The organism is Streptomyces sp. NPDC055103 (genome assembly GCF_053607625.1).
In genome coordinates this window covers 1-18,260 of record NZ_JBSGTX010000089.1, presented here as the reverse complement: position 1 = coordinate 18,260, position 18,260 = coordinate 1, and the positions used below count along the sequence as shown (strand labels likewise).

At 70.7% G+C, this 18,260-nt stretch carries 21 protein-coding genes; 12 read left to right on the top strand and 9 right to left on the bottom strand.

Annotated elements, in window-relative coordinates; all coding sequences use genetic code 11:
- Nucleotides 1-33 precede the first annotated feature (33 nt).
- The gene (locus tag ACWFR1_RS35775) at nucleotides 34-765 is read left to right on the top strand and encodes a Clp protease N-terminal domain-containing protein (RefSeq protein WP_453559008.1); all 732 of its coding nucleotides are present in this window, start codon (nucleotides 34-36) and stop codon (nucleotides 763-765) included.
- 11 nt (nucleotides 766-776) lie between these two features.
- Here ACWFR1_RS35775 and ACWFR1_RS35770 read toward each other — a convergent pair whose 3' ends face one another.
- From ACWFR1_RS35770 to ACWFR1_RS35755, 4 genes are all read right to left on the bottom strand, one after another.
- Nucleotides 777-1,328 carry a hypothetical protein gene (locus ACWFR1_RS35770; protein ID WP_453559005.1) on the bottom strand — a complete coding sequence of 184 codons (552 nt, stop codon included), beginning with the start codon at nucleotides 1,326-1,328 and terminating at the stop codon, nucleotides 777-779.
- A 128-nt stretch (nucleotides 1,329-1,456) separates the two neighbouring features.
- A complete protein-coding gene (locus ACWFR1_RS35765) occupies nucleotides 1,457-1,879 on the bottom strand; it encodes a type II toxin-antitoxin system VapC family toxin (protein WP_453559003.1) in 423 nt (140 codons plus the stop codon).
- Nucleotides 1,876-2,106, bottom strand: coding sequence for a FitA-like ribbon-helix-helix domain-containing protein (locus ACWFR1_RS35760; protein ID WP_453559000.1), 231 nt, complete (start codon nucleotides 2,104-2,106; stop codon nucleotides 1,876-1,878). Before ACWFR1_RS35760 ends, ACWFR1_RS35765 begins: the two co-directional genes overlap by 4 nt.
- Before the next feature lie 46 nt (nucleotides 2,107-2,152).
- Nucleotides 2,153-3,772: a beta-N-acetylhexosaminidase gene (locus tag ACWFR1_RS35755; RefSeq protein ID WP_453558997.1), complete on the bottom strand. Its 1,620-nt coding sequence runs from the start codon at nucleotides 3,770-3,772 to the stop codon at nucleotides 2,153-2,155.
- Between the two features lie 137 nt (nucleotides 3,773-3,909).
- Between ACWFR1_RS35755 and ACWFR1_RS35750 the strand changes: the two genes are divergently transcribed.
- From ACWFR1_RS35750 to ACWFR1_RS35725, 6 genes are all read left to right on the top strand, one after another.
- Nucleotides 3,910-4,548, top strand: coding sequence for a 2-oxo-4-hydroxy-4-carboxy-5-ureidoimidazoline decarboxylase (locus tag ACWFR1_RS35750; RefSeq protein ID WP_453558994.1), 639 nt, complete (start codon nucleotides 3,910-3,912; stop codon nucleotides 4,546-4,548).
- A gap of 192 nt (nucleotides 4,549-4,740) precedes the next feature.
- Nucleotides 4,741-5,121 (top strand): succinate dehydrogenase, cytochrome b556 subunit, encoded by a 381-nt coding sequence (sdhC, locus tag ACWFR1_RS35745; protein WP_015035721.1) that lies wholly within the window; start codon nucleotides 4,741-4,743, stop codon nucleotides 5,119-5,121.
- 8 nt (nucleotides 5,122-5,129) lie between these two features.
- A complete protein-coding gene (locus tag ACWFR1_RS35740; protein ID WP_453558992.1) occupies nucleotides 5,130-5,609 on the top strand; it encodes a succinate dehydrogenase hydrophobic membrane anchor subunit in 480 nt (159 codons plus the stop codon).
- 25 nt (nucleotides 5,610-5,634) lie between these two features.
- Entirely contained in the window at nucleotides 5,635-7,389 is a 1,755-nt protein-coding gene (gene sdhA, locus ACWFR1_RS35735; protein WP_453558989.1) for a succinate dehydrogenase flavoprotein subunit, read from the top strand.
- Complete coding sequence (locus ACWFR1_RS35730; protein ID WP_024755306.1) at nucleotides 7,389-8,147, top strand: succinate dehydrogenase iron-sulfur subunit; 759 nt, start codon at nucleotides 7,389-7,391, stop codon at nucleotides 8,145-8,147. Before sdhA ends, ACWFR1_RS35730 begins: the two co-directional genes overlap by 1 nt.
- Before the next feature lie 81 nt (nucleotides 8,148-8,228).
- Nucleotides 8,229-8,759 (top strand): hypothetical protein, encoded by a 531-nt coding sequence (locus ACWFR1_RS35725; protein WP_453558986.1) that lies wholly within the window; start codon nucleotides 8,229-8,231, stop codon nucleotides 8,757-8,759.
- A gap of 27 nt (nucleotides 8,760-8,786) precedes the next feature.
- Here the strand turns inward: ACWFR1_RS35725 and ACWFR1_RS35720 are convergent, their stop codons facing one another.
- Complete coding sequence (locus tag ACWFR1_RS35720; RefSeq protein WP_453558983.1) at nucleotides 8,787-9,383, bottom strand: MarR family winged helix-turn-helix transcriptional regulator; 597 nt, start codon at nucleotides 9,381-9,383, stop codon at nucleotides 8,787-8,789.
- A gap of 87 nt (nucleotides 9,384-9,470) precedes the next feature.
- Here ACWFR1_RS35720 and ACWFR1_RS35715 point away from each other — a divergent pair, with 87 nt between their 5' ends.
- Nucleotides 9,471-10,694, top strand: coding sequence for an MFS transporter (locus ACWFR1_RS35715; RefSeq protein ID WP_453558980.1), 1,224 nt, complete (start codon nucleotides 9,471-9,473; stop codon nucleotides 10,692-10,694).
- Between the two features lie 7 nt (nucleotides 10,695-10,701).
- Here the strand turns inward: ACWFR1_RS35715 and ACWFR1_RS35710 are convergent, their stop codons facing one another.
- A complete protein-coding gene (locus tag ACWFR1_RS35710) occupies nucleotides 10,702-11,475 on the bottom strand; it encodes an alpha/beta fold hydrolase (protein WP_453558977.1) in 774 nt (257 codons plus the stop codon).
- Between the two features lie 134 nt (nucleotides 11,476-11,609).
- Between ACWFR1_RS35710 and ACWFR1_RS35705 the strand changes: the two genes are divergently transcribed.
- From ACWFR1_RS35705 to ACWFR1_RS35695, 3 genes are read left to right on the top strand one after another with little or no spacing between them, the layout of a single operon-like run.
- Nucleotides 11,610-12,044, top strand: coding sequence for a hypothetical protein (locus tag ACWFR1_RS35705; RefSeq protein WP_453558974.1), 435 nt, complete (start codon nucleotides 11,610-11,612; stop codon nucleotides 12,042-12,044).
- Nucleotides 12,045-12,047: 3 nt separating this feature from the next.
- Entirely contained in the window at nucleotides 12,048-12,584 is a 537-nt protein-coding gene (locus ACWFR1_RS35700; RefSeq protein WP_453558971.1) for a thiol-disulfide oxidoreductase DCC family protein, read from the top strand.
- A 10-nt stretch (nucleotides 12,585-12,594) separates the two neighbouring features.
- The gene (locus ACWFR1_RS35695) at nucleotides 12,595-13,347 is read left to right on the top strand and encodes a TetR family transcriptional regulator (protein WP_453558968.1); all 753 of its coding nucleotides are present in this window, start codon (nucleotides 12,595-12,597) and stop codon (nucleotides 13,345-13,347) included.
- Between the two features lie 183 nt (nucleotides 13,348-13,530).
- Here ACWFR1_RS35695 and ACWFR1_RS35690 read toward each other — a convergent pair whose 3' ends face one another.
- Nucleotides 13,531-15,090, bottom strand: a complete 1,560-nt coding sequence (locus ACWFR1_RS35690) for an ABC transporter substrate-binding protein (protein WP_453558965.1) — start codon at nucleotides 15,088-15,090, stop codon at nucleotides 13,531-13,533.
- Between the two features lie 195 nt (nucleotides 15,091-15,285).
- Nucleotides 15,286-16,587 (bottom strand): metallophosphoesterase, encoded by a 1,302-nt coding sequence (locus ACWFR1_RS35685; RefSeq protein ID WP_453558962.1) that lies wholly within the window; start codon nucleotides 16,585-16,587, stop codon nucleotides 15,286-15,288.
- A 102-nt stretch (nucleotides 16,588-16,689) separates the two neighbouring features.
- On the opposite strand from ACWFR1_RS35685, the gene ACWFR1_RS35680 reads away from it, so the two are divergent.
- Nucleotides 16,690-16,929: an SCO4848 family membrane protein gene (locus ACWFR1_RS35680; RefSeq protein ID WP_453558959.1), complete on the top strand. Its 240-nt coding sequence runs from the start codon at nucleotides 16,690-16,692 to the stop codon at nucleotides 16,927-16,929.
- Nucleotides 16,930-16,982: 53 nt separating this feature from the next.
- Here ACWFR1_RS35680 and ACWFR1_RS35675 read toward each other — a convergent pair whose 3' ends face one another.
- Nucleotides 16,983-17,222 (bottom strand): hypothetical protein, encoded by a 240-nt coding sequence (locus ACWFR1_RS35675; RefSeq protein WP_453558956.1) that lies wholly within the window; start codon nucleotides 17,220-17,222, stop codon nucleotides 16,983-16,985.
- Nucleotides 17,223-18,260 lie beyond the last annotated feature (1,038 nt).

Below are 18,260 nucleotides of genomic sequence, written 5' to 3'. Positions count from 1 at the left end.
GACACCTCATGGCTGTCAACCTACGGTTGCCTCATGACGAATCCAGTCGGCATGAATGTCCCCGTCCGTCTCGACGAGCTCATCGACGCGATCAAGAAGGTCCACCCCGACGCGCTGGAGCAGCTCTCCGGCGCGGTCATCGCGGCGGACCACCTCGGCGATGTCGCCGACCACCTCATCGGCCACTTCGTGGACCAGGCCCGGCGCTCCGGCGCCTCCTGGACCGACATCGGCCGCAGCATGGGCGTCACCCGTCAGGCGGCCCAGAAGCGTTTCGTCCCCAAGGAGCCGGACGCGGAGAAGATGGATCCGAACGCGGGGTTCAGCCGCTTCACGCCCCGCGCGCGGAACGTGGTCATGGCCTCCCAGAACGAGGCCACGGCCGCCGGGAACGACGAGATCACCACCGCCCACCTGGCGCTCGGCCTGCTCGCCGAGCCCGAGGGGCTGGCGGCGTACTGGATCCTCTCGCAGGACGTGACCCTGGAGCAGGTCCGCGAGGCCGTCGCCGCGACCCTGCCGCCGGCCGTCGACGAGGCGCCCGCGCTCGTCCCGTACGACGCGGCGGCGAAGAAGGTCCTGGAGCTGACGTTCCGCGAGGCCCTGCGCCTCGGTCACAACTACGTCGGCACCGAGCACATCCTGCTGGCGCTCCTGGAGCACGAGGACGGCGAGGGCGTACTGACCGGCCTCGGCCTCGACAAGGCCACGGCGGAGCGGGAGATCTCCGAGACGATCGCCTCGGCGACCGTCCAGGAGTCCTGACCCACGGCGCCTCAGGCGGTACGCGCCCGGCGCGAGACGACCGCGCGCAGCACGCGGCCGCCCTCGACGGAGAGCTCACGGGCCCGGCGCAGTCCGGTCGGGCCGTGGGCGACCGATTCGAGGACGGCCTGCTGGCGGCGGAGCTCCCCGGCGAGCAGCGGGCCCGCGCCGGCCGCGTCCCCGGCCCGGCAGCGCTCGACGAGCCCGTCCGGCACCCCGGCGGCGTCGAACCCGCCGTGCAGGACGAGAGCGGTGACGGAGCAGGCGCCGGCCCAGGCACGAAGGGCGTCGACGGTCCACCCGGGCGGGGCGGTCGCCAGCATGGCGCGTACGTCCTCGGCGCCCTCCGCACCCAACTCGACGAGGGCCTTGGCGGTGGCCTCGCCCCACGCCTCGCCGTCGCCGCGCGCGACGGCCGCCCACACGGGCCGCAGGACGTCGCCCCCGTCGGGGGCGAGCAGCGGCAGACAGCGGTCGAGACAGGCGAGACCGGCCGCGGCCAGCCCTCGCTCGTCGGCCCCGTCGATCAGTTCCAGCAGGCTCCGGCCCGACCCTGACGTCATCGACGCCTCCTCGCCACCCGATGCGGACGCAGTACTTCCCCTTACTGCGCCGGGGGTCGCTTTTTCGTCACTGCGCGGCCGGAATCATGCCAGTGGCGCGGCGCGCTGCATAGGGGCCGGACAGTCGCCTAAGACGCCCCGTGGGTCTTCTCGTTGAAGACCTCGACCGGGCACTTCGCCCGGGTGGCACGCGCACCGTCCTTGATCCGCCCGTCACTCGTGACCAGCGGCACGCCGAAGCCCTCGGCGAGTGCCACGTACACGGCGTCGTACGCACTGAGGTTCGCATACAGCTCACGCACGCGCGGCAGCAGGAACACATGCTCCGACCTGCGCAGCGGCAGTTCGGCGAAGGCCGCGCAGGCGTCGTCCAGCTCACGGTCGGTCAGCTTGCCGCCGCGATGCCTGCCCAGGAGCGCGGATGTCACCTCGACATCCACCAGATAGGGGGCGAGCAGCCGCTCCCCCTTCACCCGCTCCCTCACCGCGGTGCCGACCGGGCCCGCGTCGGAGAGCAGCATGACCAGCGCACCCGCGTCCACGACGATCACTCACGCCGCCTTCCCCGGTCGACCTCGTCGAGCACGTCTTCGGTGGAGAGCCGCGCAGTCACCCGGTTCTGGATGCGTGCGATCACGTCGTCCAGCGACGGCGTCGCGGCCTCCTGCTCCAGCAGGGTCCGCGCGTAGGCCTGAAGGGACTGCCTGTTGCGGGCGGCCCTTATCTTCAGCTCGGTCAGCGCTTCCTCGGAAAGGTCTCGCACGTAGAGAGTCGCCATGCGACAAGATTAGCCGCACTGCCAGCACTCTGCTAGCACATCGGGCTCAGCGCACCTTCGCCGCGAGGGCCCTGAACTGGTCCCAGGTCAGCGTCGGTTTCGCCGGGTCCCAGACCTTCTGGGCGAGGGCCGCCAGGGGCAGCCGGATGCCCGCCGCCACCTGCGCCTGGGTCTGCGAGCGGGACAGGTCGCACCAGACCGCGAAGCGGGCGCCCAGGATCTGGGAGTCGTACCGCGCGGAGACGGGGGTCGTGCCGCGCAGGACGAGCGGCGTCCACTGTTCGTAGATGCGGCGGCCGGTGGGGTACGTGAACTGGTTCGGCTCGCCGAGGACGTAGTAGAGGTACTCGTCGTTGAGGTTCACGACCTCGCGTCCCTCGGCCAGGTACTCGGCCGGCGGCCTGGCCCCGATCTCCTTGCCGGTCCAGTACTCGACCTCGATGCCCTTGTCCGCGTGGACGACCCCGCCGCGGAAGAAGCCGTCGTTCCAGGCCTTGGTCGTCTTACCGGTGCCGCGCACCACCGCCGCGCGGTCGTTCAGCCACCCCTCCGCCAGGTCCTGGACACCCGCCTCGGCGCCGTACTTCTGGCGGGCCGCCGTGGCCAGCTGCGGATAGGAGGCCTCGGGCGAGCGGACGGTGAGCGCCTGGTACTCGTCGGCGCCGACGTGGAACCAGCCGCCGGGGAAGAGGGCGGCGTACTCGCGCAGCAGCTCGTCGACGAGCCGCGCGGACGCCGGCTTGGAGATGTCGATCGCGCCCTGGCGCGGGACCCCCTGGACGTTGCGCAGCTGGAGGTCCGGGTACGCGCGCAGGACGGCGCCGAGGTGTCCCGGCGAGTCGATCTCGGGCACGACGGTGATGTGCAGGGTCCGCGCGAGGGCGAGGATCCGGCGGATCTCCGCCTTGGTGAGGTGCTGGGCCGAGACGATCTCGGGGTGGGTGTCCGAGGCGATCCGGAAGCCCTGGTCGTCGGAGAAGTGCAGACCGAACTGGTTGAGCTTGAGGTCGGCCATCTCCCGGAGGCGGGCCTCGATCCACTCCGCGGTGAAGAACTTGCGGGCGAGGTCGAGGTTCAGTCCGCGCTGCGGCTTCGCCGGCCGGTCGGTGACCGTTCCCTCGGGCATCGCGCCGGTGGCCTTGACCGACTGCTTGAGCGTCCGGGTGCCGTAGAAGACCCCGGCCTCGTCGGGGCCGGTGATCCGCACCCGGTCGTCGCGGACGGTCAGGGTGTACGACTCGGGGGCGCCCTTCCCGCCCAGGGCCAGCTCGACGTCGCCGGGTCCGGCGGCGACGGCGCCGCGGTACGGGACGCCGAGCTCCCCCGCGAGCAGCTTCCCCTCGTCGGCGAGGCCCGCGCTGTCCGGCCCGAGGACGATCCCGGCCGTGGCCGCGGGCTTCCAGCCCGGACCGCGGGCGGCCTCGTGGTCGCGGACGGCGGGGACCGTGCGGGGCGCGGTGGAGAGGGGGTACGTCCTGGTGGGTGTCGGGGTCGGCGTCGGGGAGGGCGGTGCGCTCGTGGGCGCCGCGCTCGTGGGCGTACCGCCGGAGGGGGACGGCGCCCCGGAAGGAGAGCCGTTCGAACAGGCCGCCACGGTGGCCAGTGCCACCGCGGTCGCCATCAGCGCGGTGCCCCCGCGGGGCACCCGTATGGAGTACCGCATCATTCGGAATCCTCCCGTACGCAAGGCCGTCCGGCCAATCGAGGGAACGGAACCGGATCGTCCATCACATGTTCCGAAACTCTCCCTTCCGGGTGAAATTCGCGCATCCGTCGGACACTTCCCCCGTACCGTCGATAACGTTGAGTCACGTCCACCCCACCCGTCCCGGAGTACCGGAGCCCACGCTGACCAGCGACACCCATGCCCCCTGCCGGAAACCGGGCTCCACGGACACGCCTGCCATACCCGCCCAGCACAAGGGCCCCTCGCCCCTGCCGGCCCTCCACCCCGCGACCCACGGGCTCACACGCTTCAACGCCGCCTCGCCCGCCGAGGCCGAGGCCCTGCTCCTCTCCTGCTGCCACAGCGCCCGCTGGGCCGAACGAGTGGCCGCGCACCGCCCGTACCCGACGGTCGACGCCCTGCTCGCCGCCGCCGACGAGGCCGGTTACGACCTGTCCCGCGCCGATCTCGACGGAGCGCTGGCCGCCGAGTCCTCCGCCCCGCCGCACCCCGACGCCCCGCCGGCGGCGCGGACCGCGCTGCGGGCCGCCCACGCCGCGTACGAGAGCAGCTTCGGACACGCGTTCGTGATCAGCCTCGAAGGAGTAAGGCCAAAAGAGCGTCTCGACCAGGTATTGGCAGGCATTCGGTCACGTCTCGGCAACGAACCGGAGGAGGAGCGCGTGATCGCCGCCGACGAACTGAGGCGGCTGGCCCGCGCCCGGCTGGCCTTCCGGCTCGCCGAGGGGCTCACACGACGACACTCCGAAGCGTGAATCCGACCGGAACCTGGCGATTTCGGCTTGTGGGATAGCCCGTCCGTGCCTGTTTGATCACACCGATGGACCCCGCGCGAGCGAACCGACAAGTCGTCGCTACGATGACCGGGGCCGGTGGACCGTACCCGGCCGGGTCAGACCGACAGAGAAGCCGGCCGACCCTGATCCCCGCTCCCGGAGGGTTTTTCCGTGCCGGCTGGAACGCTGTACCGCGGCCGGGAAGGAATGTGGAGCTGGGTGGCTCATCGAGTCACCGGCGTCCTCATCTTCTTCTTCCTGTTCGTACACGTGCTGGACACCGCTCTCGTCCGCGTCTCCCCCGAGGCGTACGACGAGGTCGTCGCGACCTACAAGACGCCGATCGTCGCTCTTCTGGAGTACGGCCTCGTCGCCGCCATCCTCTTCCACGCGCTGAACGGTCTCCGTGTCATCGCCGTGGACTTCTGGTCCAAGGGCCCGCGCTACCAGAAGCAGATGCTCTGGACCGTCGTGGGCATCTGGGTCGTGCTGATGGCGGGCTCGCTGTACCCCGTCCTCGGCCACGCCGCACGTGAACTGTTCGGGAGCTGACGCCAGATATGTCTGCTGACACCACCTCCTCCGCCGCCATCGGCCCCGTCGAGGGCGCCCAGTACGACGTGGACAACCCCGCGCCGTACATCGAGGCCCCGCGCAAGCGCACCGGCAAGACGCCGAAGGCGACCCGCGGCAACTTCGAGATGGCCGCGTGGCTCTTCATGCGCCTCTCCGGCATCGTGCTCGTGGTCCTGGTCCTCGGCCACCTGCTGATCCAGCTCTTCCTCGACGGCGGCGTCTCCAAGATCGGCTTCGCCTTCGTGGCCGGCCGCTGGGCGTCCCCGTTCTGGCAGGTCTGGGACCTCCTGATGCTCTGGCTCGCCATGCTGCACGGCGCCAACGGCCTCCGTACGGTCATCAACGACTACGCGGAGCGGGCCAACACGCGCCTGTGGCTCAAGGGCCTGCTGTACACCGCCACGGTGTTCACCATCCTTCTGGGCACGCTGGTGATCTTCACCTTCGACCCGAACATCCGCTAGGCACGGGGCTGAGGTAATCCACGTCATGAAGATCCACAAGTACGACACCGTCATCGTCGGCGCCGGCGGCGCCGGCATGCGCGCCGCCATCGAGGCGACGAAGCGCAGCCGCACCGCCGTCCTGACGAAGCTCTACCCCACCCGCTCCCACACGGGCGCGGCGCAGGGCGGCATGGCCGCCGCGCTCGCCAACGTGGAGGAGGACAACTGGGAGTGGCACACCTTCGACACGGTCAAGGGCGGTGACTACCTGGTCGACCAGGACGCCGCCGAGATCCTGGCGAAGGAGGCCATCGACGCCGTCCTCGACCTGGAGAAGATGGGCCTGCCGTTCAACCGGACCCCGAACGGCACCATCGACCAGCGCCGCTTCGGCGGTCACTCACGCAACCACGGCGAGGCCCCGGTCCGCCGGTCCTGCTACGCCGCGGACCGCACCGGCCACATGATCCTCCAGACGCTGTACCAGAACTGCGTCAAGGAGGGTGTGGAGTTCTTCAACGAGTTCTACGTCCTGGACCAGCTCCTGGTCGAGGAGGACGGCGTCAAGAAGTCGGCCGGCGTGGTCGCGTACGAGCTCGCCACCGGCGAGCTCCACGTGTTCCAGGCGAAGTCCGTCATCTACGCCTCCGGCGGCACGGGCAAGTTCTTCAAGGTGACCTCCAACGCCCACACCCTGACCGGTGACGGCCAGGCCGCGTGCTACCGCCGCGGCCTGCCCCTGGAGGACATGGAGTTCTTCCAGTTCCACCCGACGGGCATCTGGCGCATGGGCATCCTGCTGACGGAGGGCGCCCGCGGTGAGGGCGGCATCCTCCGCAACAAGGACGGCGAGCGCTTCATGGAGAAGTACGCGCCGGTCATGAAGGACCTCGCGTCCCGTGACGTCGTCTCCCGCTCCATCTACACGGAGATCCGCGAGGGCCGCGGCTGCGGTCCCGAGGGCGACCACGTCTACCTGGACCTGACGCACCTCCCGCCGGAGCAGCTCGACGCCAAGCTCCCGGACATCACCGAGTTCGCCCGTACGTACCTCGGCATCGAGCCGTACACGGACCCGATCCCGATCCAGCCCACCGCGCACTACGCCATGGGCGGCATCCCGACCAACGTCGAGGGTGAGGTCCTCTCGGACAACACCACCGTCGTCCCGGGTCTGTACGCGGCCGGCGAGGTCGCCTGCGTGTCGGTGCACGGCGCCAACCGCCTCGGCACCAACTCGCTGCTCGACATCAACGTCTTCGGCAAGCGCTCCGGCATCGCCGCCGCCGAGTACTCCGCCAAGCACGACTACGTCGAGCTGCCGGAGAACCCGGAGTCCCTCGTCGCCTCGACGATCGAGAAGCTGCGCAACTCCACGGGTCACGAGCGCGTGGCGGACATCCGCCGCGAGCTGCAGGAGACCATGGACGCCAACGTCATGGTGTTCCGCACCGAGCAGACGATCAAGACGGCCGTCGAGAAGATCGCCGAGCTGCGCGAGCGCTACGAGAACGTGTCCATCCAGGACAAGGGCAAGCGCTTCAACACCGACCTCCTGGAGGCCATCGAGCTGGGCAACCTGCTCGAACTGGCCGAGGTCATGGCCGTCTCGGCCCTGGCGCGCAAGGAGTCCCGCGGCGGTCACTACCGCGAGGACTACCCGAACCGCGACGACGTCAACTTCATGCGCCACACCATGGCGTACCGCGAGGTCGGCGAGGACGGCTCCGAGACCGTCCGTCTCGACTACAAGCCGGTCGTCCAGACCCGCTACCAGCCGATGGAGCGTAAGTACTGATGGCTACCCCCGTACTGGACAAGGTCGAGGCGGAGTCCGCCGCCTCCCCGTACATCACGGTGACGATGCGGATCCGCCGCTTCAACCCCGAGATCTCGGACGCCTCGGTCTGGGAAGACTTCCAGATCGAGATCGACCCGAAGGAGCGCGTCCTCGACGCCCTCCACAAGATCAAGTGGGACGTCGACGGCACGCTGACCTTCCGCCGGTCGTGCGCGCACGGCATCTGCGGCTCGGACGCGATGCGGATCAACGGCAAGAACAGGCTCGCCTGCAAGACGCTGATCAAGGACATCAACCCCGAGAAGCCGATCACGGTCGAGGCCATCAAGGGCCTGACGGTGCTCAAGGACCTCGTGGTCGACATGGAGCCCTTCTTCCAGGCGTACCGGGACGTCATGCCGTTCCTGGTCACCAAGGGCAACGAGCCGACGCGCGAGCGTCTGCAGACCGCCGAGGACCGCGAGCGCTTCGACGACACCACGAAGTGCATCCTGTGCGCCGCGTGCACGTCGTCCTGCCCGGTCTTCTGGAACGACGGCCAGTACTTCGGTCCGGCCGCGATCGTCAACGCGCACCGCTTCATCTTCGACTCGCGTGACGAGGCGGGCGAGCAGCGCCTGGAGATCCTGAACGACAAGGACGGCGTGTGGCGTTGCCGCACGACCTTCAACTGCACCGACGCGTGCCCCCGCGGCATCGAGGTCACGAAGGCGATCCAGGAAGTCAAGCGCGCGCTGATCACGCGTCGCTTCTGACATCTGGTCCGGCTGTAAACGCCCGCTTCTGTACGCTGCGCGTGCAGGAGCGGGCTTTGTCGTATTCGAGAGCGGGGACTGATGAGCGAGCCGAATCCTTACGCGGACGGGGAGTACCAGTGGGGGCCCGGCCAGGGGCCCGGCACTCCGGCGTACGGGTATCCGCAGGACGCGACGCCGGGGGCGGGACCGGGGCCGTACCAGGCGCCGGCCTACCAGCCGACGCTGCCGGGCGGGGTCGTCGTGCCGCCGCAGTACCCGACGGGCGGGGCGCCGTCGTTCGCCATCGGGGACATCAGCGTGGTCGGTGACCAGATCCTCACCCCGGCCGGGCCGATGCCGCTCAGGGGCGCGGTGTGGAACGCGATGGACCTGTCGCGTACCGAGGAGAAGATCTCGACGGTCGGCATCGTGCTGGCCTGTCTCTTCGTCGCGGCCTGCGGCCTGGGGCTGCTGTTCCTGCTGATGAAGGAGCAGACGACGACGGGCTTCGTGCAGGTCACGGTCAACAGCGGGGGCAAGCACCACGCCACGATGATCCCGGCGGTGCGCCCGGACACCATCCACTGGGCGATGGCGCAGATCAACTACGCGCGCTCGCTCAGCGTCTGACGCTCTCCGGGGCGGGGTTCGCCCCCCTCAGCCCCAGTGGCGGACGTGCTCGCCGCTCTCCGCCTCGATCATGACGCGGCGCAGCAGGTCGTTGAGCCGGTTCCGCTCCTCGGCGGAGAGGACGCCGAGGAGGCGGTACTCCTCGTGGCCGAGGACGTCCATGGCGCCGAGCCAGGTCTGGTGGCCGGATTCGGTGAGCTCGACGACGACCCGGCGCCGGTCGGTCGTGGACTGCGTACGGCGGACGAATCCGCGCTTCTCCAGGGCGTCGAGGCGGCCGGAGACGGAGGCGGGGGCGAGGTCGAGGTCCTGGGCGAGCTCGGAGGGGGCGGCGGTGCCGCCGCGGCCCGCGAGCTTGTGGAGGGTGTCGAACTCGTGGCGCTCCAGGTCGAAGTCGACGAGGGACTGCTCCCTGACCCGGCGGAGGTGGACGGAGAGCTTCTTCATCCGGGTGACGGCGCCCTCGACGACGGGGTCGAGGCCGGGCAGGACGGGCTGCCAGCGGGCGACGTGCTCGTCGGTCCAGTCGCGCGGCTCGTGCGGTTCGCCGGTTTCGCGGGGTTCGCCGGTTTCGCGGGGTTCGCCGGTTTCGCCGGGGGCACGCGGTTCGTCGGGGGGCGCCATGAGGTGATCGTACGTCGGTGGACGGGCCCGCCCCAGGGGAAAGTATTTCGTTGACGAATTATTCGGAACCGAAATACTCTCGGGATCATGCCCGCCGCACCCGTGCGCACCGCCGCGCCCGCTCCCGCCCCCCACCCCCTCCGCACGCGCTCCTTCCGCCTCCTCTTCACCGGCCGCACCCTCTCGCTCCTGGGTGACGCCGCGATCCCCGCCGCCCTCGCCCTCGCCGTCCTGGAGGCCACCGGCTCGACGACCGCGCTCGCCCTCGTCCTCGGCTGCGCGATGGTCCCCAAGCTGCTCCTGCTGCCGCTCGGCGGCGTCGTCGGCGACCGCTTCGACGCCCGTACGGTCGCGCTCGCCACCGACCTCGTGCGCTGCGCCACGCAGCTCCTCGTCGGCGCGCAGCTGCTCGGCGGCGCCCCGAGCCTCGCCGTCCTCGCGGTCGCCGAGGCGCTCGGCGGGGCGGCCGGCGCCTTCGCGATGCCGACAAACTCGCCGCTCGTGAAGGGGACCGTGGCGCCCGAGGCGCTGCACCGCGCCAACGCGGCGATGGGGGTGGCCCGGAGCGCCACCAGGCTCGGCGGACCGGCGCTCGCGGGCACGCTCGTGCTGACCGTCGGGCCGGGCTGGGCGTTCGTCCTGGACGCCGCCACCTTCGCCCTCAGCGCCCTGCTCCTGGCGGCCGTACGGGTGAAGAGGGTGCCGATCCCGCGCCGCTCGCTCCGCGCCGACCTCGCGGAGGGCTGGCAGGAGGTCCGCTCCCGCGACTGGTACTGGACCAGCCTGATCGGCCACAGCGCCTGGAACGGCGCCGCGGCCGTCCTGATGACCCTCGGGCCCGCCGTCGCCGTGCAGCGGCTGGGCGGCGGCGCGACCTGGGTCGTCCTGCTCCAGGTCGGCGCCGTCGGCTTCCTCGTCGGGTCGCTGCTCGCCGACCGGGCCCGCCCCCGGCGCCCGATCCTCACGGCGAACCTCGGTCTCGCCACGTACGCCCTGCCGCTGGTCCTGCTCGCCGTGGCCGCGCCCGCGCCACTGACGATCGCGGCCTACGGGCTCGCGCAGGCGGGGCTCGGCTTCCTCTCCCCCGTGTGGGACACCGCCGTCCAGCGGGCGGTGCCCGACCACGCGCTCGCCCGGGTCACCTCGTACGACTGGCTGCTCTCGCTGGCCGCGATGCCGCTGGGCTACGCCCTGGCGCCGCTCGCCGCCTCCGCCTGGGGGCCCGAGGTGCCGCTGCTCGCCGCCGCGGTCATGGTGGGTGGCTGCTGTCTCGGTACGGCACTCGTCCCGGGGGTGCGGCGCTTCCGCTGAGGGGGCGTCACGGGCGGACGGCGACCTCCGCCAGGAAGGCGGTGAGCAGTCGGGCGGTCTCGTCCGGGCGCTCCAGGGCCGGGAGGTGTCCGGCCCAGTCGAGGTCGAGCTTGCGGGCGGCCGGCAGGAGGCCCGCGAGGTCGTCGGCGACGGCCCGGAAGTCGGGCACGTCGTGGACGCCGCTGACGACGAGCGCGGGGACCTCGATCCGGGCGAGCTCGTCCCGGGTGACCCCGGCGTCGACCGGGCCGAACTCCTCGGGGGCGGCGAGCTGGACGTCGAAGGCGCGCCGCTGCATCGTCCGTACGAAGGCGCGGGCGGTCTCGTCGGCCTCGGGCCCGAGCCAGGTGTCGACGTTGAGCTCGACGGCGGCGTCGAGGTCGCCGGCCTCCAGGAGGGCGTCCTCGCGGCCGCCCCAGGCCCGCAGCTCCTCGCTCGGCTCCATGCAGGGGCTGGCGGAGCCGAGCAGGGCGAGCGCGGTGACGCGGTGGGGGTGGCGGGCGGCGAACTCCAGGGCGACGTGGCCGCCGAAGGAGGAGCCGACGAGGGCGGCGCGGTCGGCGCCGAGGTGGTCGAGGAGGTCCCGGACGTCGTCGGCGTGGGTGTGCGGGGCGTCGACGGGGGTGTCGCCGAAGCCGCGCAGGTCGCAGCGGACGACGCGGTGGCCCGCTTCGGCGAGTGCGGCGAACTGGCCGTCCCACATCCGGCGGTCGCAGACCCCGGAGTGCAGCAGGACGACGGTCGAGGGGCCTTGGCCGGCCAGGTCATGAGAGAGCGTCACCCGCCGACCCTAGGCGGGGCGGATGCGGAAGGCCACTGGTTCGAGGCGGCGACACCCAGCGACTTGAACACGTTCAAGAGTAGGTCTACAGTCATGCCCAACAGCTTTTGAACGCGTTCAAGGGAGGGTGGGGCATGGACCTCACTGTCATCGCGTACATCGTCTACCTGCTGATCAGCGTGGCGCTGACCGTCTGGGTCGCCCGCACGCTCAGCGCCAACGGAAGGATCTTCCTGGCCGACGTCCTGCACGGGAACGAGAAGCTCGCGGAGGCCGTCAACCACCTCCTCGTGGTCGGCTTCTACCTCGTCAACTTCGGCTTCGTCGCCCTCTACCTGAGCCAGGAGGCGGCCGTCCTCGACGCCCGCGCGCTCTTCGAGGCGCTGTCCGTCAAGCTCGGCGTCGTCCTGCTCGTCCTCGGCGTGATGCACCTGGGCAACGTCTACGTACTCAACAAGATCCGCCGCCGCGGCGTCATGGAGCGCGAGCAGGTGCCGCCGGTCGGTCCGCAGGGCTGGACCGCCACCCCCAAGGGCGGCCCCTGGGCCCCGCCCGCACCCCAGGGCTGAGCCGTGCCGACCCCCGTCGGACGCCTGACCGTGCTGTACGACGCCGACTGCCCGCTCTGCGTCCACCTGAGGCACTGGCTGCTGCGGCAGCGGCAGCTCGTGCCGCTGGACCTCGTCCCGGCCGGCTCCCAGGAAGCCCGGCGCCGCTTCCCGGACCTCGACCACTCCGCCACGCTGCGGGAGATCACGGTGGTCGGGGACCGGGGGCAGGTCTACCGGGAGACGAACGCCTGGATCGTCTGCCTCTGGGCGCTCGCCGACCACCGGGCCAAGGCCCACTGGCTGGCCACCCCGGCCGGGCAGCCCTTCGCCCGGGTGACCGTCCTCGCCGCCGCGAAATGGCGGGAGGCCCTCAAGGGGCCCGCCGGCGAGGACGCGGCCGGGCACGGCGAGGACGAGTGCGGGCACTGCGAGGACAGCCGCTACGAGGGCGGGCGCTACGAGGGCCGACGCTGCGAGGGCGGGCGCTGCGAGGGCGGGCGCTGCGAGGGCGGGCGCTGCGAGGGCGGGCGCTGCGAAGTGCCCGATCCGCCCGACTAGGCTCAGTCCCGTGACGCAAGAGAAGAAGGCCGACGAGAAGAAGGCCCCGAAGAGCGAGCAGACCCGCACGCTCATCCTCGAAACCGCGCTCCGGCTGTTCAAGGAGCGCGGTTACGACAAGACGACGATGCGGGCCATCGCCCAGGAGGCCGGGGTCTCCGTCGGCAACGCGTACTACTACTTCTCGTCCAAGGAGCACCTCGTCCAGGGCTTCTACGACCGGATCGCCGAGGAGCACCAGGCGGCCGTCGAGCCCCTCCTGACCAGCGACGAGAAGGACCTGACGGCCCGGATCCGCGGGGTCTACCTCGGCTGGCTCGACATCGCGGAGCCGTACCACGCGTTCGCGGCGCAGTTCTTCAAGAACGCCGCCGACCCGGACAGCCCGCTCAGCCCGTTCTCACCGGAGTCGGAGGGCCCGCGCGAGGCGGCGATCGAGGTCCACCGGCGGGTCATCTCCGGCGCTTCGGTGAAGGTCGACCCGGAACTGCGGGAGGCGCTCCCGCAGTTGCTGTGGCTCCAGCAGATGGGCCTCGTGCTGTTCTGGGTGTACGACCGCTCGGAGGGCGCCGCGAACAGCCGGCGGCTCGTCGAGCGGCTCGCGCCGGTCACGGCCCGCGCGATCTCGCTCTCCCGCTTCCGGATCCTCCGCCCGCTCGTCAAGGAGACGCACGAGCTGCTCTCCGACTTCATGCCGACGGCGGCCGGAATGGCGGCCTCGGGCATGCCCAAGCGCGCCGCCCCGAAGCCGTCCGCCCCGTGACAGCCTTAGAACTCCTAACGGAATGACCTTCGGGGTCGGCTCCTCGTTTGCTCCCCGAACCGCCGGACGGCGGGACCGAGCGCCCCAGAGGAGACACGCCCCGTGCGTGCCCACGCTGGAGCGCCCGACCCCCACCACGACTGCGACCCGCGACTCACCCTCTGGTGCATCGCGGATCACGTCTTAGATCCAGTTGAGCTCCCAGAGGCGCCAGATGCCGGTGCCGTCCGTGAGGTACTGGGAGCCGCCCACGGCCTCCGTGGCGAGGACGTAGTCCTTCTTCTGCCACAGCGGGACCAGCGGGACCTCGTCGGCGACCTCGGTCTGGATCTCCCGGAAGTCACCGGTCGCCCGGGACCGGTCGCTGTACTGCTGCGTCGAGGCGACCAGCGCGTCGATCCGCTTGCTGGAGAAGCCGTTGTGCAGGGTGTTCGCCGTGCCGACGAGCGGCGCGGTGAAGCTGTCGGAGTCGGGGAAGTCGGGCAGCCAGCCGACGGTGTACGCGTCGTAGGAGCCCCGGGCGTACGCCTTCTGGAAGCTCTTCCAGTCGGCCTCGACGACCTTCACCTTGAAGAGGCCGGACTCCTCCAGCTGCTGCTTGATCTCGTTGGTCTCGGCGGCATAGGTGGCGTCCTGGCGGAAGCCGAAGGTGAACCGTACCGGCGTCGTCACCCCGGCGTCCTTCAGGAGCTTCTTCGCCTTCGCCACGCTCGGCGCGGGGTTGTTGTCGTAGAACGCCGTGCTGTGCCCGACGAAGCCCTGCGGGATGAGGGAGTACAGCGGCTCGACGGTGCCCTTGTACGCGCCCGTGGTGATCTCCGGGCGGTCGATGAGCGCGGCGACGGCCTGGCGCACGGCCTTGTCCGCCATCGGCGAGCCGGGCCGGACGTTGAAGTTGAGATTGCGGATCTCCGCGCTCTCGGCCTCCGTGAGGCGCGTCCCGCCCTCGGTCTGGCTCTCCAGCTTCGACAGGAACTCCGGCGGCAGCTGCCGGTGCGTGACGTCGACCTGCCGCGACGTCCACGCGGTGGCGAGGTCCTCGGACTTGCCGAAGTACTTCACGAGGACCGGCCCGCCGGCCTTCGTGATGGCACCCCTGTACGCCGGGTTGGGCTCCAGACGCGCGGACTCGCCCGGCTTGTACTCCTTGAGGACGTACGGGCCCGAGCCGTCGACGGTCAGGTCCGTGCGCAGCTTGTCGGCCGGGTACTTGTCCTTGTCGACGATCGAGCCGGCGCCCGTCGCCACCTTCAGCGGGAAGGTGGCGTCCCGGCCGCTGAGGTGGAAGGTGACGGTGCGGCCGTCGGCCTCGACGTCCTTCAGCGTCGGGAAGAGCGGCTGCGGACCGACGTCCGTCTTGATGCGCAGCATCCGCTCGAAGGAGTACTCGACGTCCTCGCTCGTCACCTTGCGCCCGCCGGCGAAGGTGAGGTCGTCGCGGAGCGTGCACTGGTACGTGGTGAGCTTGGCCCCCACGAACTTGCAGCTCTCCGCCGCGTCCGGCACGGGAGTCGTGAATCCCGGCTTGAACGTCAGCAGCGACTGGAAGACGTTGCTGTACATGGCCCAGGAACCGGCGTCGTACGCGCCGGCCGGGTCGAGTGAAGTGACTTCGTCGGTTGTGCCGACGCTGATCGGATCGGTCCGGAGTTCGTCGGAGGGCAGGAGTTGCCAGCCCCCGACTCCGGCCGCCACCAGTACTCCACAAGTGATGAGGATCCGCAGACGGACCGTCGACCGCATTTTGCCGTGCTTCCTTTTTTCGTACCACCCCAGGCGGACGCCCCCCCGAAAAACGCCGCATTGCCGTCAGCCAATCACACGGCTTTCACAAGGGGAAGGAAAAACTTTCACACAGCAGGTATATGTCCGGGATATGCGAATTTAAGTCGATGAGCGGCACGTATCAACCTCGACGCAAGGAGTGACCTCTTCCGATTACGCCTGTTTCGAGGCGAGTTCGACGAGGGTGATGTCGGAGGGCGCGCCGACCCGGACCGGGGGTCCCCAGGCGCCCGCGCCCCGCGAGACGTACAGCTGGGTGTCTCCGTACTGTTCGAGCCCCGCGACCGTCGGGTTGGCCAGCTCGGCGAGGTAGCCGCCCGGCCAGAGCTGGCCGCCGTGGGTGTGACCGGAGAGCTGGAGGTCCACGCCGTGGCGTACGGCGTCGTGGATGACGATCGGCTGGTGCGCGAGGAGGACGGCGGCGCGGGCCCGGTCGCGGTCGCCGAAGGCGCGGCCGAAGTCGGGACCCTGCCCCTCGCTCTCCCCCGCGACGTCGTCGACGCCCGCGAGGTCGAAGCCGCCCGCGATCTCCACGCGCTCGTTGCGCAGCGGGCGCAGGCCGAGCTCGCGTACGTGGTCGACCCAGGCGTCGGCGCCCGAGAAGTACTCGTGGTTGCCCGTCACGAAGAAGGAGCCGTGGCGGGCGCGGAGGTCGGCGAGCGGTTCGGCGGCGGGGCCGAGGTTCTCGACGGTGCCGTCGACGAGGTCGCCGACGATCGCGATCAGGTCGGGCTGGGTGGAGTTGATCGTGTCCACGATCCGCCGGCTGTGGGCGCGCCCCAGGATCGGCCCGAGGTGGATGTCGGAGACGACGGCGATCCGGTAGCCGTGGGCGGCGCGCGGCAGCTTGGCGAGCGGGACGGTGACGCGCTTGACCCGGGGCCCGCGCAGCACGCCGTACGTGCCGTACCCGACGGTCCCGAGCGCGACGGCCGCGGCGGAGCCACCGACGACGCGCGAGACGAAGAGCCGCCGGGAGACCTCGGACGGCGCGTCGGCGGGAGGCGCGGCCGGGGGCTCGGGTTCGGGTTCGGGCGCGGGCGCGGCGGCCGCCTGGGGAGCCGCCTCGGGTACGGACACGGGCTCGGGGACGGGAGCCGGAGCGGGCGCGGGCGCCGCCGGGGCCGCTGCCCGCACGCGGCGGTCGAGGCGGGCGCGCAGGACGGGCCGCACGGCCTCGCCGACGACCAGGGCCAGGGTCACGTACAGGAGCAGGGCGAGCCACAGGAACCCCGGCCAGGCGACGACCTGCTGGAACCAGAAGGGGGCACCGGCGCGCGAGGAGGTCAGGGCCGCGAGCGACAGCAGCGGCAGGGCAACGGCGGCGGCCGTACCCAGACGGCGCGGCAGCCCGCCGGGCGCCGTCACATCGCGCACGAGGCGCCGCCACACGTACCAGTGGACGCCGCCGAGCACGGCGAGGACCACGACCAGGACCAACAGAAAGGCGAACACGCCCCGAACCCCCATCTTTCGCTACAGAGACCCTGCCGCAAGATCGCCGCAGACCCGTTCGATACTGGCAGGGCATGGCCACCCCACTCCGAAGGACACCCCATGAAGCTCAGCCGCCGCGTCTCCTGGTTCCTGCTCGCGTTCGGCGTCTGGTCTTGGGTGATCTGGGTGACCTTCGCGAAGAACCTCTGGAAGGACGGGAGCGGTCTCGCCTTCGACGACGCGGGAAACCCGACCGCGTACTTCTGGGTCCACCTCACCCTCGCTGTCACGTCGTTCATCCTAGGGACGGCCGTCGGCGTGATCGGCCTGAGGGGCGTGCGAGCGCACGCGGGCAAGTAGAAAGCCCCGCCCATGCGCTACGGGAGAGCGCACAGGCGGGGCCGCCTTGCGGTTCAGCCCGGCCAGGGGACGTCCTGATCGGGCTTGTCCAGCCGCGCGGACCAGACCGTCGTGGTCACCGTCGGGCCGAACCGCTCCGGGGCGGGGCGGTCTCGACGCGGTCCGTGCTGCCACACGGTGAACCGGTCGTCCGACTTCTCATCCCGGTCCACGGCGGCATACGACGCGGCGTCGATGGTGGCAACCCACAACCGGGACGCCACCCCTTCCACGTCTGGATTCTCGTCGTTCACCGCGCCGAGCGGACCGCGCAGGGCCTTCTTGTGCCTCCCTTACCCGTTCCCCAAGATGGCTCCCGTAGTGCGGTCGCCTCACGCTCGTGAGCGGCCCAGCGTCCGCCACGGACAGTCAGTTCGGGGCACCAGGTACCAAGCACGGGAGGGGCGGGGCCATCGGGCACGGGGGCATCTCCTCGGGCCCCCGGGGTGCAGGTAGTAGCGCTGGAGTCTGCGCAGGGTCAGGGGTACGTACACACGCGTGGCTGCGCGGAAAAGTGACGAACTCGGCGACGGAGTGGCTGCGTCCGGCACCCAAGGGGCTTCGGTGCCCCTTCGGAACCTTCGCGCTGCCCACGCCACCGCCGTCGCTACCTGCGGGTGGATCGCAACATGACCGCACGTCAGACACGCCCCCACCGCCCGGAATCGAAACCGCCAAGAGCCGCCCTTCGTGGCGCTGTCCATAGCGTCAAACTTCCGCCACCGCTTTTGTACGCATAGAGCTCATGACGGCCTGGGGGGCGGGAGCGATACGCTTTTCCCGTAATCAGCGCGATACGCCTTGGGGCGGTGAAGCTCTCCGGGATTAGCTCGAAGCACACCACCAGGCCAAGTTGCCCCTGATCACAGCACCCGAGAATCCGCTGCAGAAGGACGGGACTTGGCTCGCGTGAACCCGGCCGTCCCTCATCGCTGCATAGCGTTGTGTCCCTTCTCCGATCGCCGTCGCGCAACGGCGCGCGACAGGAACCAGAGGACATGCAAGCCGCATGACCGAAGCCAGCGAGAGGACTGCAAACCATGACTACGACTCGCAGCATGGACACAAAGAGCGCGACCCGCCCCACGCTCGAACTCCGCGTCGGAGGACTGCACTTGACCGTTCAACGCATCCCCGGATGGCTCGTCACCTGGCATCCCTCGCCGGCGGGGCAGCAGGCACGTGGTGGGCACAGCACTAGCTTGACTCTGTCGGGGATCTTGGAGTTTCCCGGTGCGCCCGGGGTGATCGGTGGGCATGCTCGGGGTGTTCCGAGAGCCTATGCAGTTGTC

What these genes read in the sequence shown, in the direction of transcription:
- ACWFR1_RS35680 (WP_453558959.1), top strand. Translation starts at nt 16,690, where the DNA reads ATGAAGCTCAGCCGCCGCGTCTCCTGGTTCCTGCTCGCGTTCGGCGTC.
- ACWFR1_RS35760 (WP_453559000.1), bottom strand. Translation starts at nt 2,106, where the DNA reads ATGGCGACTCTCTACGTGCGAGACCTTTCCGAGGAAGCGCTGACCGAG.
- ACWFR1_RS35720 (WP_453558983.1), bottom strand. Translation starts at nt 9,383, where the DNA reads ATGGCGCCCCCCGACGAACCGCGTGCCCCCGGCGAAACCGGCGAACCC.
- ACWFR1_RS35755 (WP_453558997.1), bottom strand. Translation starts at nt 3,772, where the DNA reads ATGATGCGGTACTCCATACGGGTGCCCCGCGGGGGCACCGCGCTGATG.
- ACWFR1_RS35715 (WP_453558980.1), top strand. Translation starts at nt 9,471, where the DNA reads ATGCCCGCCGCACCCGTGCGCACCGCCGCGCCCGCTCCCGCCCCCCAC.
- ACWFR1_RS35770 (WP_453559005.1), bottom strand. Translation starts at nt 1,328, where the DNA reads ATGACGTCAGGGTCGGGCCGGAGCCTGCTGGAACTGATCGACGGGGCC.
- ACWFR1_RS35690 (WP_453558965.1), bottom strand. Translation starts at nt 15,090, where the DNA reads ATGCGGTCGACGGTCCGTCTGCGGATCCTCATCACTTGTGGAGTACTG.
- ACWFR1_RS35730 (WP_024755306.1), top strand. Translation starts at nt 7,389, where the DNA reads ATGGCTACCCCCGTACTGGACAAGGTCGAGGCGGAGTCCGCCGCCTCC.
- ACWFR1_RS35725 (WP_453558986.1), top strand. Translation starts at nt 8,229, where the DNA reads ATGAGCGAGCCGAATCCTTACGCGGACGGGGAGTACCAGTGGGGGCCC.
- ACWFR1_RS35705 (WP_453558974.1), top strand. Translation starts at nt 11,610, where the DNA reads ATGGACCTCACTGTCATCGCGTACATCGTCTACCTGCTGATCAGCGTG.
- ACWFR1_RS35775 (WP_453559008.1), top strand. Translation starts at nt 34, where the DNA reads ATGACGAATCCAGTCGGCATGAATGTCCCCGTCCGTCTCGACGAGCTC.
- ACWFR1_RS35740 (WP_453558992.1), top strand. Translation starts at nt 5,130, where the DNA reads ATGTCTGCTGACACCACCTCCTCCGCCGCCATCGGCCCCGTCGAGGGC.
- sdhA (WP_453558989.1), top strand. Translation starts at nt 5,635, where the DNA reads ATGAAGATCCACAAGTACGACACCGTCATCGTCGGCGCCGGCGGCGCC.